Consider the following 16,941-nt stretch of genomic DNA (forward strand, 5'->3'; position numbering starts at 1 on the left):
TATCTAATATACTATAAGGGGGTATATATGAAAAGCGAACAAAAGAAAGCACTAGTAACAAGATTTGCGAAGATTGAAGGTCACGTACGTTCAATCAAAAATATGACAGAGGAAGAACGCGATTTAGAAACAATTATGCAACAAATAGCAGCTGTAAAAAAAGCAATGGATGCAGCTGCGAAAGTGATTTATACAGAACAAATGAAAGAACTGATTGAGCAAGGCGTGGTGGACGAAGCTGTTATTAAAAAGAAAATTGATAGTTTTATTCGTTAAAAAAACGACTCCCCAAGTGGGTAGTCGTTTTAATTTTTAGGCTAAATACACATCAATGATTGTTCCTGTGTTAGCGTCTGCGATAAATTCGAATTGTTTTTTCTCGCCCTCACGAATGCAAGTGATACCACCGTGGTATACGAATGTATCAATGGCGAATTTTTTATAGTGTTGCTTTTTTAGTTGAATCCAAGAACCTTCTATAGGTCCTTCTTGTTTGAACGCATTTTTTACATTTTCTAAGATGACGTCCCCTGAAATTGTTTTATCGCTAAGTAAATAATGATAAACAAGGTGTCCAGCTGCTGCTCCTGCTCCAACGCCGGCAATGAAAGCTTTCCAGTTCATCGCTTTTCCTCCCTAGTGTTTGCTATTCTTTTTAAAAGACGTCTTACGAACATCTCTTTTAACCATTATACTACAAATTTTTGATTATAAAAGGATTTTTGAACGCGCTTTCGATAAAATGGAGAAGTAAGGCAAGCGGAAACATCTTTTATTTGCTATAATAAAATAGATTTCACACGGAAAGAGATGATTATTAATGGAAAAAGAAACGTTAGCAATGTTTAAAGAATTAACGGAACTTCAAGGTACTTCGGGTGATGAACATAGAATTCGAGCATTTATGCGAAAAGAACTTGAACCGGTTTCCGATGAAATTATCCAAGATGGCTTAGGTGGCATTTTTGGCGTGCGACACGGAGCGACTGATGGTCCGCGCGTATTAGTTGCGGCCCATATGGATGAAGTTGGCTTTATGGTAACGCAAATTACAGACAATGGTTTGATTCGTTTCCAAACAATTGGTGGTTGGAATCCGCAAGTTTTACAAGCGCAACGTGTGCAAATTATGGCGCCAAATGGTCCTGTAATTGGCGTTGTAGCCTCTGTTCCTCCGCATTTACTATCGGAAGCGGAACGTAGCAAACCAACTGACCCGAAAAACTTACTTATTGATATTGGTGCAGATGATAAAGCGGACGCTGAAAAAATCGGTATCAAACCAGGGCAATTTATCGTCCCTGTCGCTGAATTCACTCCACTTGCAAATCCAAAGAAAATTTTAGCTAAAGCGTGGGATAACCGTTATGGTGTCGGTCTTGCAATTGAGCTTATGAAAGAATTAAAAGGAGAATCTTTACCAAATACTCTTTTTGCTGGTGCGAATGTGCAAGAAGAAGTCGGTCTTCGTGGTGCGGGTGTAAGTGCGAACATGATTAAACCGGATTTATTCTTCGCGTTAGATGCTAGCCCTGCCAATGATACGACTGGGAATAAATCGCAATTCGGTCAAATTGGCCAAGGTTTCTTACTGCGTATTTTTGACCGGACGATGATTATGCACCGTGGTATGCGTGAATTTTTACTTGATACTGCGGAATCAAATAAAATTCCATATCAATATTTTGTTTCACCTGGTGGAACAGATGCTGGAAAAGTTCACACGTCACTTAGTGGTATTCCGAGTGCAGTAATTGGTGTTCCGGCTAGATATATTCACTCATCTAACTCGATTTTACATGTGGATGACTACGCTGCGGCGAAAGAAATGATTACAACGCTTATTCGCGGTTTGGATAAAACAACTTTTGAAACCATTAAAAATAATGCGTAAAATAATGAAAAAACCAGTATTTTTGGTTGGATTTCTACTTTTGGTAGCAAGTCTAGTATTCTTAGTAGGTTACGCTACAGGGATACCTTGCCTCCGCGATGCTGAAATCGGCTGGATCATTACTACCCTGATAGCGGGAGTAATGACGTTAATCGTTGGTTATTTTAATCATTATGTAGAAAAGAAGAAAATGCGATCTAAAGTACGGTGAAAAGTTTGGCTCTTATAACGGAGCCGGACTTTTTTCATGAGCGTTATTCTGGACGAAAGTTAGCTAAGGCGTTAGGATTTAACTAGTATGAAAGAAGAAGGAGCGAATAAAAAATGAAAAACTTAGAATCAGTAGAACAATTTAATGAGATAAAAGCGGAAGGTAAATCTGTTTTTATGTTTAGCGCTGATTGGTGCGGCGATTGTAAATATATTGAACCTGTAATGCCAGAAATTGAAGCCGAAAACGAGGATTTCACTTTTTATCATGTAGATCGAGATGAATTTATTGATTTATGTGCTGACTTAGCGATTTTTGGAATCCCTAGTTTCCTTGCTTTTGAAGATGGTGAAGAAGTAGGGCGTTTTGTTAGTAAAGATAGAAAAACAAAAGAAGAAATTAATGATTTTCTAGCTGCAATATAAAAAGTGACTGCTTTTTATGGAAGGGGAGGCACCTATGGCAAAAATGACGACATTAAAAATGAAAGAACGACTAGAGAAGGAACTGAATAAACCTAATCGGCAGTTTGCTTACGATCGAGATAGTGACACACTTTCGGTTACCCAAAATGGCAAAAAAGTAACTTTGGCAATTCCGCAAATCATCGCAAATTATGAAAACGATGGTGAAGCTGCGATTGAAAAAATTATTTACTATGTCGAAGAAGGTTTTCTGGCTGCATCTGGAAACGTTGAACTCAAAAGCAATACAGCGAATATTTTTCCTGTTGTTAGAGCGACTTCTTTTCCTGATACCACCAAAGCGGGAGAAGTGCTATTAACAGATGAACATACCGCCGAAACAAAAATTTTCTATGCGTTTGATTTAGGGAAATCCTACCGCTTCATCGAAAAAAACATGCTGGAAAAAGAAGGATTATCCCATGAAGGAGTCAAAAAAGCGGCCTTCGATAATCTAAAAAAACTAGAAATACCGCTAAAAAAAGATTCGGTTAATGGAAATGATTTTTATTTCGTACGTACAAATGATGGCTATGATGCGAGTCGTTTGCTAAATGTTGATTTTCTTCAGCAAATGCGCGAAAAGCTAACTGGAGAGATGGTGCTTGCTGTGCCGCATCAAGATGTTTTGATTATTGGTGCTATTAAAGATAATACCGGCTATGACGTTTTGGCTCACATGACGATGGACTTTTTCGCAGATGGTCTTGTGCCAATAACCTCTTTGCCATTTGTCTATAATAATGGTAAACTTGAACCGATATTTATAATGGCAAAAAACAGACTAAAGGAGTAGAAGACGTGATAGTAAACGCATTTTATAATGAAAAAGGGGTAGGGGACACTCTACTAATTGAAACAGGCGAAGTAACATTTGAAAATCGCGAGTGGGAGCGCCGTGGTGATGTCGCACGAATTTTTGATCGCGAAACAAAGCAAGTTGCTGGTTTCAATATTTTTAACAGCTCAAAATACTTTGACATTACTGCAAATGGCAAGGTGGATTTAACTGAAGAACTTGTTGCCTTAATGAATCAAGTTATCGAAAAAGCGGGATTTGAACCTGAAATCGTTGCTGATCTAACCCCGAAGTTTGTCGTTGGGTATGTGGAGTCGAAAGAAAAACATCCGAATGCGGATAAACTAAATGTATGCCAGATTAATGTAGGTGGGGAAGTATTGCAAATTGTTTGTGGTGCCCCAAATATCGAAGCTGGACAAAAAGTAGTGGTTGCGAAAATCGGCGCAGTAATGCCTGGTGGTTTAATCATTAAGCCATCTAATTTACGAGGCGAAGATTCTTTTGGTATGGTATGTGCCGCGCGTGAATTAGCAATTCCTGATGCGCCAACTGAAAAAGGTATTCTTGTTTTAGAAGATTCCGCTACGCCAGGAGAAGAGTTTCCGGTAAATTTTTAAATAATTGATTTTTTTTAAGCGTCTGATGCTATATCGGGCGCTTTTTTGCTTGCTAAATTCGCTACTTTGTGAAAATGATTAAAATGTAGAACAATATAACTTTAATTGTATACAATATATACATAAATCGTACAAAATAAAGATAATTTTCAAGGTATAATAAAAACTTATATCGGGTTTAAACCTAGTTGTATCAAGGTATTATAACGAATACGGCTCGAAAAATAGCGAATTCACAATTTTGTCATAGATTATTTTGATTTTGTCTGTTAAAATCAAACAAGAAAATTAAATTTAGGGTGATAATGAATGGGATGGTTTAAAGATTTTTTCTTTGGCGATATGGACGAAGAAATAGATACATATGAAAATACGCCTACTAAAAAAGTAGAAAAGAAAGTAACGTATGCTCCTGAAGTAGAGCCGAAATCAAAAGTTACGGCAATTAAAACAAAAGAACGAAATACAAGAACTGTACGACCTACACCAAAAAGTGTAGTGCCAAAGCAAAAACACCTGCAACCAGTGAAACGGCAAGTGAAAACACAAATGGTATATCAATATCCAAAAGGTGAATTCCGCTTTCCGCTAATACCTGACAAGCCAGTCAGCCAACCAATTCAAACACAAAAACAAACGCAACCAACTAGAACTATGCATCAAACGAGCGAAACGCCTGTTGTAAAAGAAGAAACAAGAAAACGTCCTTTTGCCGCAACAGATGTTCCTTCTCCTGTTTATGCATTTAATAAACGACCGAGTAAATTTGAGTTTGCAGTGTCTGAACCAGATGAAATTGCAGAAATCCAAGAAGATTTAACTATTCCTCCAGTGGATTTACCAGAATTTGCAGAAGCAGAAACAATTGCTTTTGATACAGAAATTGAAAAACAAATAGAAGACACTTACCCCGAAGAAGTTGGAATTGAGGAAGTAGTAGAAGAACCAGTTTTAGCTAGTAATGAAGCTAGTCCAGTTGAACCAGCTCCAAAACGCGTGACCCTTATTCAAGAAGAAACGACGCAAGTTCCTAAACAAAAGAAACAAGTCGAAGCAAGTAGACAAGAACAAATGTTGAAAAGCAGAATTCCATTTAACGTTATGATGGTAAAAAAAGATAAACAAGCACTTCAAAAAGAACCAGCAGCTGAAATCGTTCAAGAGAAAGAAGTAATTACTGAAAATATTCAACCCGTTGCTATAACAGAAGAAAAACAAGTAGCACCAGAATATCCAAGCAATTATCAATTTCCGTCGTTCGGGTTGCTACATCCGCCCGTATCGAAACGAGAAGACGATTCATGGTTACAAATGCAACAAGAAATGCTAGATGAAACATTAGAAAATTTCAATGTTCATGCGAGCGTTGTTAATAGAACACAAGGACCCGCTGTAACTAGATTTGAAGTCCAACCAGAAAAAGGGGTCAAAGTAAGTAAAATCACTAATTTAACAGACGATATTAAGCTAAACTTAGCTGCAAAAGATATTCGAATAGAAGCTCCAATTCCAGGGAAAAGCACAGTTGGTATCGAGATTCCAAACCAAACAAGTCGTCCTGTGATGCTTTCTGAGTTAATGAACACAGAAGCGTTTCAATCATCTAAGTCGCCGTTAACTGCCGCACTTGGTCTTGATATTTCTGGAACGCCGATTATTACAGACCTGCAAAAAATGCCTCATGGCTTAATTGCTGGTGCTACAGGCTCCGGTAAAAGTGTTTGTATCAACTCATTACTCGTAAGTTTGCTCTATAAAGCGACTCCCGACCAATTGAAATTGCTTTTAATTGATCCAAAAATGGTTGAACTCGCTCCATATAATCGTATTCCGCATCTCGTCAGTCCGGTAATTACAGATGCAAAAGCGGCAACAGTTGCACTCAAATGGGCTGTAGAAGAAATGGAACGTCGCTATCAACTCTTTAGTCATACCGGCGTTAGAAATATGGGAAAATATAATGAATATGCAAGTCATCCTGATCATACCGGCGAAAAACTACCATATATTTTAATAGTTATTGATGAATTAGCTGATTTAATGATGGTTGCGCCGAATGACGTAGAAGAATCTATTAGTCGTATTGCACAAAAAGCGCGGGCATGTGGTATCCATATGATTGTAGCGACGCAGAGACCATCTGTAGACGTAATTACCGGTCTTATTAAAGCTAACATTCCGACACGCGTTTCTTTCTCTGTGTCTTCACAAATCGATTCTAGAACCATCCTTGATGCAAGCGGTGCTGAAAAACTTCTTGGCAAAGGGGACATGCTTTTCTTACCAAGTGGTGCAAGCAAACCAGTGCGTCTTCAAGGGACATTTGTTAGTGATGAAGAAATCGATGCAGTCGTAGCTCATGTTCGTAGCCAAGGTGAGGCTGATTACATCTTTGAAGAGCAAGAGTTACTTGTAAAAGAATCGGTTAAAGAAAACACTGATGAATTATTTGAAGAGGCCTGTGACTTTGTTTTAAGCCAAAATGCCGCATCTACCTCTTTACTGCAAAGACATTTTAGGATTGGTTACAACCGAGCGGCTAGATTAATGGAATCTCTTGAGAATCATCAAATAGTTTCAGGAATTAATGGTTCTAAGCCACGAGATGTTATCATCACGAAGGACCAATTGGCTAAACTCAGAAACAAAGAAACTTAATTTTATAGTACTAAAATAACACGATACTTAATTAGTTTTACAAATCACCTGTATTTTCATGAGTAATTTCGCTTATATTTGCTGAAAGATTTTTCTAATTACATGGAAAGTGATATAATAAGCTGGTGAATTATTGACTCAACTATGAAATCAAGCATAAAACACAATTGGAACGTAAGATGATGTCTAGAAAACGGAGACTTTATACTGTTTTCAAAGTTAAGACTTGGTGCTTAACAGTTAACATGTTTTTTTTAGGCACCCTCTTCAAGATAAATTAATGGGGGTTCAAATAATGACTATCTATCATTTTGTTGGAATAAAAGGGTCGGGAATGAGTGCACTTGCTCAGATCCTGCACGATAAAGGTTTTCAAGTGCAAGGCAGCGATGTAGACAAATATTTTTTCACGCAGAAAGCATTGGAAGAAAAACAAATTCCAATTATGACGTTTTCAGCGGATAATATAAAAGAAGGCCTAACAATTATTGCTGGTAATGCATTTCCAGATACACATGAAGAAATTGAGCGTGCTAATGAGCTTAATCTTCCCGTGATTCGATATCATAAATTTTTAGGTCAATTAATAGATGGCTATACAAGTATTGCAATAACTGGTTCTCATGGTAAAACATCGACAACTGGTCTTCTTTCTCATGTGGTCGGTGCCATTCGTCCCACTTCATATTTGATTGGTGATGGAACTGGTAGTGGCACAAAAGATGCTAAATATTTTGCGTTAGAAGCTTGTGAGTATCAACGCCATTTCCTTGCGTACAAACCAACTTATGCAATTATGACCAACATTGACTGGGATCACCCAGATTATTTCAAGAGCGTAGATGATGTATTTAATGCATTTGAAACGCTTGGTAAACAAGTGAAAAAAGCAGTTTTTGCCTTAGGAGACGATGTTGAACTACGCAAATTATCGTTAGACGTTCCGATTATTTACTTTGGCTTTGATTCAGAAAACGAATTTCAAGCTAAAAATGTTAAAAAAGAAACTACTGGAACTAAATTCGACGTCTATCATCGCGACGAGTTTTTAGCTTCATTTGAAATTCCTGCTTACGGAGATCATAATGTGTTAAATGCGTTAAGTGTTATTGCGCTTTGTGACTATGAGGGATTACCAGTAGACGAAGTGAAAAAAGAATTAAAAACTTTTGAAGGCGTAAAAAGAAGATTTAGCATTACTGAAAAAGGAAATCAAGTTTTAGTAGATGACTATGCGCACCATCCTTCAGAAATTCGTGCGACTGTTAATGCTGCTAGACAAAAATATCCAAATAAAAAAATCGTTGCTGTATTTCAGCCGCATACATTTACAAGAACGCGCACCTTCTTACAAGGGTTTGCAGATAGCTTGAATTTAGCGGATGAAGTATATCTTTGTGACATTTTTGGCTCTGCGCGTGAAAAAACTGGTAATTTAACTATTGCTGATTTAGCGCATAAAACCAAAGGAAATCATATTATTAAAGAAGAGCACACAGAAGAATTATTACAATATCCAGAAGCAGTTATTTTGTTTATGGGAGCAGGGGATGTCCAAAAATTCCAAGCTGCCTATGAAAAAGTTCTAGATAACGAAATCGTGGCTAATGAAGTTCTAAATAAAAGTGCGATTAATTAACTTTCAGTAAAGCGTGTCATTTATTTGGCATGCTTTTTGCTTGTTTATAATTACTATAAATAAAGCTTTACACGATTTGATAGGTGTATTAAAATATACCATGTGATACAAAATACAACTACATAGATTAATGGAGGGATAAAAGTGGCAGAACGTTTAGTAGGCACACAAGCTCCAAGATTTGAAATGGAAGCTGTTATGCCAAATCAGACTTTCGGAAAAGTAAGTCTAGAGAAAAATATAGAAGACGATAAATGGACAGTTCTCTTTTTCTATCCAATGGACTTTACCTTTGTTTGTCCGACTGAAATTGTAGCGATTTCCGCTCGGTCAGATGAATTTGATGCATTAAATGCGCGGATAATTGGTGCTTCAACAGATACGATTCATTCCCATCTTGCATGGACGAATACACCGATTAAAGAAGGCGGAATTGGAAAATTAACCTATCCTCTTGCTGCGGATACTAATCACCAAGTAGCAAGTGATTACGGGGTACTAATTGAAGAAGAAGGCGTGGCACTACGCGGGCTTTTCATTATTAATCCAAAAGGTGAAATTCAATACGAAGTGGTTCATCATAACAATATTGGTCGTGAAGTTGACGAAGTGTTAAGAGTACTTCAAGCTTTGCAAACTGGTGGACTTTGCCCGATTAACTGGCAACCAGGTGAAAAAACAATTGTTTAAACTATAAAAGCGCTTAGGAGCATATCCTAAGCGCTTTTCTTATACTAAGTTTTCTGGATTAAGAGGAGCTAATTCTGGAAGAACGAAAATGCCATCTTTACGAATAAGCACATCATCAAAGTAAATTTCGCCGCCACCATAATCAGCGCGTTGAATATTTACTAAATCCCAGTGAATGGCTGATTGATTGCCATTAAATGCTTCATCGTAGCACTGACCAGGAGTGAAATGGAAACTTCCTTCAATTTTCTCATCAAAAAGAATATCTTGCATCGGTTCGTGGATAAACGGATTGACACCGATAGCAAATTCCCCAACAAAACGAGCGCCTTCATCAGTATCTAAAACTTTATTAATGCGATCTGTATCATTGGCAGTTGCTTTAATAATTTTTCCGTCTTTAAAAGTGAAAGAGACATTTTCAAATGTGAAGCCTTGGTATGGTGAAGGCGTGTTGTAAGTAAGTGTTCCGTTGATAGAATCACGAACTGGAGCAGTAAATACTTCGCCATCTGGAATGTTCATTTCGCCCGCACATTTAATTGCCGGAATATCTTTAATACTAAATGTTAAATCTGTTCCTGGTCCAACTAAGTGCACTTTATCTGTTTTATTCATAAGTTCTACTAAACCATCCATTGCAGTGCTCATTTTACCGTAATCTAAATTACATACGTCAAAATAGAAATCTTCAAAACCAACCGTGCTCATTTTTGCAAGTTGTGCCATGGAGGAGCTTGGGTAACGGAGCACGACCCATTTAGTTTGTTTTACACGAATGTCAGAATGCATTTTACCAACAGTCTCACCGTGAATTTTTAATTTATCTGCGGGTACATCAGATGTTTCGTTGATATTATCACCAGCACGTAAACCTATGTAAGCATCCATTTCTTTCATAACATTACCTTCGAACTCGGCAATTTTTTCATATTGAGCACTATCAGCACCGAGCATCATCGCACGGTCGATTTGTGGTTCTTTTAAAGAAACGAACGGGAATCCTCCAGCTTTATATGCTTCTTCTACTAAAGCCATTACTAGTTCTTTTTGCACACCGAAGTTTTCGATTAATACTTTTTCCCCAGCGCCAAGTTTGACGGAATAGTTGATTAAATTATGTGCTAATTTTTCGATTCTTGCATCTTTCATATTGTACCCTCCCTGAAATTTAACAAAATAAGCCTAAAAAACAAGCCTGTATCTATTTTACTCCAAATTACGCTAAAAGCAACCTTCTATAACAAATTAGCGGGTTTCTTTCATATTAGTTTATTTTTCAGCAGTTACTTGCTAAAATGAAGCTAATACCTTTTCTTTTTTACATTTTGTACATAGATTCATTAGAGAAGAAAGTTTTAGAGGGGAATACTCAGGGTATAGAAAAAAGAATATGGAGGTGTGGATAGATGATAGTAATTTTGTATATTGCAGCACTCATTGCCGCAATTGCGCTTTTAGTTATTGCCATCTATTTGGGAAAAACGTTAAAATCAACTTCCCAAACAATGGATGAGGTAGCTAAATCGTTAGAAAAAATAACAGTAGAAGTACAAGGGATTACAGGACAATCACAAAAATTGCTTGATAAGACCAATACACTTCTAGAAGATGTAAATGGCAAAGTTGCGAAAGTTGATCCAGTTTTTGATGCAGTTGGTGATATTGGGACTTCTTTACTAGGATTAAGTCAATCTGTTCGCGAACTAGCAACACTCGCAACAAACAAAGTAGAACAAAACGAAGCGAAGATTTCTCAAGCTGTCTCAATTAGCAATTCAATTCTTTCTTTTAGAGAAAAGATGAAAGCGAATAAAGCAGCGAAAGAAGCCGCAAAAGAAGCTCGAGAGCAATCTAATTTCTAATATAATTTGGAGGGATTTACAATGGCAGAAAAAGATGGTATTAATACAAAAGATTTTCTAATCGGTGGTTTAATTGGTGCGATCGTTGGTTCAGCCGCAGCACTTCTATTTGCACCTAAATCAGGTAAAGAACTACGCGAAGATTTAAATACACAAGTAGATACAATTAAAGAAAAAGGCAATCAATGGAAAGACGTTGCTTATGAAAAAGGTATCGAAATCAGTGGTGTAGCAAAAGGAACAAAAGATAAATTAGTAGATTCTGCTGGCGGGTTTGTTGATGTTGTTAAAGACAAATCAGGCAAATTAGCTGATACAGTTTCTAAACAAAGTAAAGCTGTGAAAGAAGTTGTTTCACAAAATAAAGAAGAAAACCAAGAAGCTGCCAAAAAAGCAGCAGAAACAGTAAAAAATGAAGCGAAAGATGCTGCAAGCGATGTAGAAAAAGCAGCAGATAAAGCAAAAAAAGAAGCAAAAAAATCATTAGATGATGGCAAAGATGAAGCGAAAAAAATTGCTTCTGATGCAAAAAAAGAAGTAAAATAAGACTAAGTTAAAAAACAGCCTTGCGAGGCTGTTTTTTTATACAAAAAAAGCAATATCCGCTTGTAATTTATTTTAAAACGTGTTAACATTAGTTTTACATTATTCACTTTAATGCTTAAAAGCGATTAAGTATAAAAGTGGATTCGTGACAAATTATCTGTTTTCCTCTATAATGAGAAATAATCTTGGAGCAGATTTTTAGAAGGGTGGAAGTAAAATGGTTAATACAAATTTAGAGGAACTTAGAACAGAGGTGGATCAATTAAATATTGATTTGCTTGAATTAATCAGCAAACGTGCCAATTTGGTACAAGAAATCGGTAAAATCAAAGGAACACAAGGTTCTCTACGTTTCGATCCATTACGTGAAAGAGAGATGCTTAATACGATTCTTGCAGCAAATAAAGGACCTTTTGAGGATAGCACGGTTCAAAAATTATTTAAAGAAATTTTTAAAGCGGGACTAGAACTTCAAGAAGAGGATCATTCAAAAGCATTACTTGTTTCTAGAAAAAATAAAAAAGAAGACACGATTGTTACTGTTAAAGGTTTACCAATCGGAAACGGCGAACCCGTATTCGTTTTTGGGCCTTGTTCTGTAGAATCTTACGAACAAGTGGCTGCAGTTGCTGAGTCTATTAAAGCAAAAGGTTTAAAACTTATTCGCGGTGGAGCATTTAAACCACGTACTAGCCCATATGACTTCCAAGGATTAGGCTTAGAAGGCTTGAAAATTCTTAAACGTGTATCAGATGAGTATGGTTTAGCTGTTATTAGTGAAATCGTAACTCCAGCTGATATTGAAGTTGCGCTTGATTATGTAGATGTTATTCAAATCGGTGCAAGAAACATGCAAAACTTTGAATTACTTAAAGCAGCAGGTCGTGTTGATAAACCGATTTTACTTAAACGTGGCTTATCTGCAACGATTGAAGAATTTATCGGTGCTGCTGAATATATTATGTCACAAGGTAACGGTAAAATTATTTTATGTGAACGCGGCATTCGCACATATGAAAAAGCAACAAGAAATACACTTGATATTTCTGCCGTGCCGATCTTGAAAAAAGAAACGCATTTACCAGTGATGGTCGATGTAACTCATTCTACTGGCCGAAAAGATTTATTACTTCCATGTGCTAAAGCTGCCCTAGCTATTGAAGCTGACGGTGTAATGGCTGAGGTTCATCCGGATCCAGCTGTTGCTTTATCTGACTCTGCACAACAAATGGATATTCCTGAATTTGAAGAGTTCTGGAATGCAATTTTAGCTAGTAACCTCGTTCCTCACAAAATCAAATAATCTCGAAAAGCCCTGGTACGCCAGGGTTTTTTATTTTGGCCAAAACTAATAATGCACAATTGGTATTTAATACTAATATTCAATGCCGTTTCGGTATGAAAATAAATGAAAATAAAGAGTAAAAACAATTGCATATCGAAAAAAGTTATCGTATTATTAAGGGAAGGCAAGTTTGTTTCCGTTTACAATGGTATATAGAGCCATTAAAATAATGAATATGGAGAGTGAATAGGGATGAATGTAACAATTTATGATGTTGCTCGTGAAGCGAATGTTTCTATGGCGACAGTATCTCGGGTAGTTAACGGCAATCCGAATGTTAAACCAGTAACAAGAAAGAAAGTATTGGATGTTATTAATCAATTAGGTTATCGTCCTAATGCAGTAGCTAGAGGTCTTGCAAGTAAACGTACAACGACTGTCGGTGTAATTATTCCTGATATTTCTAACGTTTTTTATGCAGAGCTTGCGCGCGGAATTGAAGATATTGCTACAATGTACAAATACAATATTATCCTTAGTAATTCGGACGAAAATGAGGATAAAGAACTTCAAGTACTAAATACACTGCTTGGTAAACAAGTAGATGGTATTATTTATATGGGTGAACGAATTTCTGAACAATTACAAGAAGAATTTGACCGTTCTCCTGCACCAGTAGTTTTAGCTGGAGCGGTAGACATGGAAAACAAATTAGCTTCTGTTAATATCGATTACAAAGAAGCGACAAAAGAAGCAGTGAAACGTTTTGTAGATAATGGACATAAGCAAATCGCTTTTGTTAGTGGTTCCTTAAATGAGCCTGTAAACCGTGAAATGAAATTGGCTGGTTATAAAGAAGCGCTAGAAGAAGCTGATATTACTTACCAAGAAGACTACATTATTGAAGCAAAATACAATTACAATGCTGGTGTAAAAGTTTGGGAAGAATTAAGTGCATTATCTAAGAAACCAAATGCTGTTGTTGTTGCGGATGATGAACTAGCAATCGGAATTTTAAATGCGGCATTAGATGCTGGTATTAAAGTTCCTGAAGAATTAGAAGTCATGACAAGTAACAATACAAAATTAACATTAATGTCACGTCCACAACTTTCTACAATCGTACAACCTTTATACGACATTGGAGCAGTAGCAATGCGTTTATTAACAAAATTAATGACGAATGAAGAAGTAGACGAAAAAACAGTTATTCTACCACATAGTGAAAAACTACGTGGGACTACAAAAGAAAAAAAATAAGTTGACAGCATTTTTAGCGGTATGTTATAAATGTATGTATACTTTTCATAACGAAAATGACTATGAACGGACGAAGTAGTTGCTTATTCTTATTCCTAGAGAGCTAGTGGTTGGTGGAAACTAGTAGAGATGAGTGGACGAATTACATCCCGGAGTCACGCTGCACAGGATAATGGTGCGGCCGGTGTTGAGCCGTTATTTTTTGAAGTAGGATTTTTTCCTAAAAGTAGGGTGGTACCACGTTAATTAATACGTCCCTTCGCTAAACTGTTTAGCGGAGGGGCGTTTTTTATGTCCAAAAATAAAAGGAGAATGATGAAAATGAATATTATTGATGAATTAGAGTGGCGCGGAGCTATTTACCAGCAAACAGATGAAGAAGGATTACGCAAATGGGTAGAAGAAAAACAGATTTCTTTGTACTGCGGGATTGATCCATCTGGAGATTCGATGCATATCGGTCATTTAATTCCATTTATGATTTTACGCCGTTTCCAAAATGCTGGGCACCGTCCGATTATTTTAGTTGGTGGAGCGACAGGAACTATTGGTGACCCGAGTGGTAAAAAGGAAGAGCGTAAGTTGCAATCAATGGAACAAATTAGCAAGAACGTCGAGAGCTTACGCGTACAACTTGGAAAGATTTTTGACTTTGAAGGGGATTCGGCTGCTAGCATGGTAAACAACTATGACTGGACGAAAGATGTGAGTATTCTTGATTTCTTACGTGATTACGGAAAAGAATTTAATGTAAACACGATGCTTTCAAAAGATATTGTCGCTAGCCGTTTAGAAGTGGGAATTTCGTTTACAGAATTTGCTTACCAAATTTTACAAGCGATGGACTTTAATCACTTATATGAATTTAATGATTGTCGTCTGCAAATTGGTGGTAGTGACCAGTGGGGAAATATTACTGCTGGACTAGACTTAATTCGCAAAAAACAAGGTGAAAATGCCAAAGCTTTCGGTCTAACAATTCCACTTTTAACAAAAGCTGATGGAACTAAATTTGGGAAATCAGAAGGTGGCGCGATTTGGTTAAATCCGGAAAAAACAACGCCATACGAATTTTACCAATTTTGGATTAATACGGATGATCGCGATGTAGTGAAATACTTGAAGTACTTTACATTCTTGAGTGAAGCTGAAATTGATGAGTTAGCGAAACAAGTGGAAGAAGAACCACATTTACGAGCTGCACAAAAAACTCTAGCTGCTGAAATGACTAAATTTGTGCATAGTGAAGAAGCGTTAGAACAAGCACTTAAAATTTCAAAAGCATTATTTAGTGGGGATGTAACAGCTCTAACTGCGGATGAAATTGAACAAGGTTTCAAAGATGTGCCAACATTTGTAGCGGAAGATGCAGAAGTAAACCTAGTAGATTGGTTAGTATCACTTGGGATTGAGCCATCAAAACGCCAAGCTCGTGAAGATGTAACTAACGGAGCAATTTACATTAACGGTGAACGTCAGCAAAACGTGGAAAAAGTAATTGATGCAAGTGACCGGATTGAAAATAAATTTACAATTGTGAGACGCGGGAAGAAAAAATACTTCTTAGTTTCTTATAAATAAGAAGAAAAGCACTCGTTTTTAAAGGCGAGTGCTTTTTTGTGCATAAAAAAACCTTACAACCATAACCGAGGTCATGAATTGTAAGGTTTTTAGTTCTAATTAACGGCTGTAGAATTCTACGATAAATGCTTCGTTGATTTCAGCAGCAAGTTCAGAACGTTCTGGTAGACGGTTAAGAGAACCAGTTAGTTTTTCTGCATCGAAAGTTACGTATTCAGGCACGAAGCTTGAAACTTCTAAGCTTTCAGCGATTGCAGAGTTTTTAGCAGATTTTTCACGAACAGAGATCACTTGACCAACAGATACTTGGTAAGAAGGGATATCTACGCGTTTGCCATCTACAGTGATGTGGCCATGGTTTACTAATTGACGAGCTGCACGACGAGTGCGAGCAAGACCAAGACGGTAAACGATGTTATCAAGGCGTTGTTCTAGTAAGATCATGAAGTTCTCACCGTGTTTACCTTGTAATTTACCAGCTTTGTTGAACGTGTTTTTGAATTGACGTTCAGTTAATCCATACATATGACGCAATTTTTGCTTTTCAGCTTGTTGCAAACCATATTCTGAGATTTTTTTACGTTGAGTTGGGCCGTGTTGACCTGGAGCATACGGACGACGCTCTAATTCTTTACCTGTTCCAGAAAGTGAAATTCCTAAACGACGGGAAACTTTCCAGCTTGGACCTGTATAACGAGCCATAAGAGACTCCTCCTTTTATTTGTTTTTGGTATAAAACAAACGTGACGTAAAACCAAATCAGGGCAGTTTACCTTCATATACCATCACCATAGCAGCCGCCGGTTACGCGATATACCACAGAATTACATCTGGGGGTAAACAACACACTCATTCATTTTACTCAAGCTGCATTTTACACATCTTCCAGTATAGTATAGTTACTAGTTCTTTGTCAATTTATTTCTTGAGTAATCGCATCACGGATTTTTTCTAGCCACAACTGGTCCACTTCATCAAAACGATTAAAGAGGGGACTATCAATATCAAGCACACCAAGCAACTGATTATTTTTTACAATGGGTAGAACGATTTCTGAATTAGAGGCAGCGTCACAGGCGATATGTCCAGGGAAATCATGCACATTTTCTACTATATATGTTTTTTGGTCAGAGGCAGCAGAACCGCAGACACCTTTACCTAGTGGAATGCGAATGCATGCAGGTAGACCTTGAAAGGGGCCGAGTACTAATTGATTTGTTTCTTTTTCAAGTAAATAAAACCCAACCCAATTAATATCGGAAAGTGCTTGATTTAATATAGAAGAAACATTACTTAAATTTGCAATGAGATTTGGTTCACCAGCAATCATTGCTTGTACTTGTTTTAAAGCAAGAGCGTAATTTTCTTCTTTTGTACCAGTCATTTTTTGGATTTCAATCATTTTTATCCCCACATTTCTTTTCAAATA

The 16,941-nt window shown here is 37.0% G+C and carries 18 protein-coding genes and 1 other annotated feature; of the genes, 14 read left to right on the forward strand and 4 right to left on the reverse strand.

Going from position 1 to position 16,941, the window contains the following annotated elements; genetic code table 11:
• Positions 1-27: 27 nt before the first annotated feature.
• The gene (locus tag AC4PG8_RS00375; protein ID WP_185539834.1) at positions 28-276 is read left to right on the forward strand and encodes a metal-sensitive transcriptional regulator; all 249 of its coding nucleotides are present in this window, start codon (positions 28-30) and stop codon (positions 274-276) included.
• Positions 277-312: 36 nt separating this feature from the next.
• Here the strand turns inward: AC4PG8_RS00375 and AC4PG8_RS00380 are convergent, their stop codons facing one another.
• Positions 313-624 (reverse strand): PepSY domain-containing protein, encoded by a 312-nt coding sequence (locus AC4PG8_RS00380; protein WP_003762492.1) that lies wholly within the window; start codon positions 622-624, stop codon positions 313-315.
• Between the two features lie 196 nt (positions 625-820).
• Between AC4PG8_RS00380 and AC4PG8_RS00385 the strand changes: the two genes are divergently transcribed.
• The 8 genes from AC4PG8_RS00385 to AC4PG8_RS00420 all read left to right on the forward strand — a co-directional run bounded on the left by AC4PG8_RS00385 (position 821) and on the right by AC4PG8_RS00420 (position 8,975).
• The gene (locus AC4PG8_RS00385) at positions 821-1,894 is read left to right on the forward strand and encodes a M42 family metallopeptidase (protein ID WP_160463792.1); all 1,074 of its coding nucleotides are present in this window, start codon (positions 821-823) and stop codon (positions 1,892-1,894) included.
• Positions 1,887-2,105 (forward strand): hypothetical protein, encoded by a 219-nt coding sequence (locus tag AC4PG8_RS00390; RefSeq protein WP_160463793.1) that lies wholly within the window; start codon positions 1,887-1,889, stop codon positions 2,103-2,105. Before AC4PG8_RS00385 ends, AC4PG8_RS00390 begins: the two co-directional genes overlap by 8 nt.
• Before the next feature lie 113 nt (positions 2,106-2,218).
• Entirely contained in the window at positions 2,219-2,530 is a 312-nt protein-coding gene (locus tag AC4PG8_RS00395) for a thioredoxin family protein (protein WP_003762489.1), read from the forward strand.
• 34 nt (positions 2,531-2,564) lie between these two features.
• On the forward strand, positions 2,565-3,365 hold the full coding sequence (locus AC4PG8_RS00400) for a DUF1444 domain-containing protein (protein ID WP_492169912.1): 801 nt from the start codon (positions 2,565-2,567) through the stop codon (positions 3,363-3,365).
• Between the two features lie 5 nt (positions 3,366-3,370).
• On the forward strand, positions 3,371-3,988 hold the full coding sequence (ytpR, locus tag AC4PG8_RS00405) for a YtpR family tRNA-binding protein (RefSeq protein ID WP_160463795.1): 618 nt from the start codon (positions 3,371-3,373) through the stop codon (positions 3,986-3,988).
• Between the two features lie 309 nt (positions 3,989-4,297).
• Positions 4,298-6,646, forward strand: coding sequence for a DNA translocase FtsK (locus AC4PG8_RS00410; protein WP_492169913.1), 2,349 nt, complete (start codon positions 4,298-4,300; stop codon positions 6,644-6,646).
• Positions 6,647-6,941: 295 nt separating this feature from the next.
• Positions 6,942-8,285 carry a UDP-N-acetylmuramate--L-alanine ligase gene (murC, locus tag AC4PG8_RS00415; RefSeq protein WP_185539847.1) on the forward strand — a complete coding sequence of 448 codons (1,344 nt, stop codon included), beginning with the start codon at positions 6,942-6,944 and terminating at the stop codon, positions 8,283-8,285.
• A 144-nt stretch (positions 8,286-8,429) separates the two neighbouring features.
• Positions 8,430-8,975: a peroxiredoxin gene (locus tag AC4PG8_RS00420; RefSeq protein ID WP_003762484.1), complete on the forward strand. Its 546-nt coding sequence runs from the start codon at positions 8,430-8,432 to the stop codon at positions 8,973-8,975.
• A gap of 39 nt (positions 8,976-9,014) precedes the next feature.
• Here AC4PG8_RS00420 and AC4PG8_RS00425 read toward each other — a convergent pair whose 3' ends face one another.
• Entirely contained in the window at positions 9,015-10,127 is a 1,113-nt protein-coding gene (locus AC4PG8_RS00425; RefSeq protein WP_003762483.1) for a M29 family aminopeptidase T, read from the reverse strand.
• Between the two features lie 257 nt (positions 10,128-10,384).
• Between AC4PG8_RS00425 and AC4PG8_RS00430 the strand changes: the two genes are divergently transcribed.
• The 5 genes from AC4PG8_RS00430 to tyrS all read left to right on the forward strand — a co-directional run bounded on the left by AC4PG8_RS00430 (position 10,385) and on the right by tyrS (position 15,512).
• On the forward strand, positions 10,385-10,840 hold the full coding sequence (locus AC4PG8_RS00430) for a DUF948 domain-containing protein (RefSeq protein ID WP_003762481.1): 456 nt from the start codon (positions 10,385-10,387) through the stop codon (positions 10,838-10,840).
• 21 nt (positions 10,841-10,861) lie between these two features.
• Positions 10,862-11,386, forward strand: coding sequence for a YtxH domain-containing protein (locus AC4PG8_RS00435; RefSeq protein WP_160465865.1), 525 nt, complete (start codon positions 10,862-10,864; stop codon positions 11,384-11,386).
• A 217-nt stretch (positions 11,387-11,603) separates the two neighbouring features.
• On the forward strand, positions 11,604-12,689 hold the full coding sequence (locus tag AC4PG8_RS00440) for a bifunctional 3-deoxy-7-phosphoheptulonate synthase/chorismate mutase (RefSeq protein ID WP_003767131.1): 1,086 nt from the start codon (positions 11,604-11,606) through the stop codon (positions 12,687-12,689).
• 234 nt (positions 12,690-12,923) lie between these two features.
• Positions 12,924-13,931 (forward strand): catabolite control protein A, encoded by a 1,008-nt coding sequence (ccpA, locus tag AC4PG8_RS00445; protein ID WP_492169914.1) that lies wholly within the window; start codon positions 12,924-12,926, stop codon positions 13,929-13,931.
• A gap of 53 nt (positions 13,932-13,984) precedes the next feature.
• Positions 13,985-14,193, forward strand: a binding site (T-box leader).
• 59 nt (positions 14,194-14,252) lie between these two features.
• Positions 14,253-15,512 carry a tyrosine--tRNA ligase gene (tyrS, locus tag AC4PG8_RS00450; protein WP_185510523.1) on the forward strand — a complete coding sequence of 420 codons (1,260 nt, stop codon included), beginning with the start codon at positions 14,253-14,255 and terminating at the stop codon, positions 15,510-15,512.
• Positions 15,513-15,611: 99 nt separating this feature from the next.
• Here the strand turns inward: tyrS and rpsD are convergent, their stop codons facing one another.
• Together rpsD and AC4PG8_RS00460 are read right to left on the reverse strand one after the other, a co-directional pair.
• Entirely contained in the window at positions 15,612-16,214 is a 603-nt protein-coding gene (rpsD, locus tag AC4PG8_RS00455; RefSeq protein ID WP_003723325.1) for a 30S ribosomal protein S4, read from the reverse strand.
• 211 nt (positions 16,215-16,425) lie between these two features.
• Entirely contained in the window at positions 16,426-16,914 is a 489-nt protein-coding gene (locus tag AC4PG8_RS00460) for a GAF domain-containing protein (protein WP_031649367.1), read from the reverse strand.
• Between the last annotated feature and the right edge of the window lie 27 nt (positions 16,915-16,941).

This window comes from Listeria sp. MAN/IMW/UF555 (assembly GCF_058684075.1).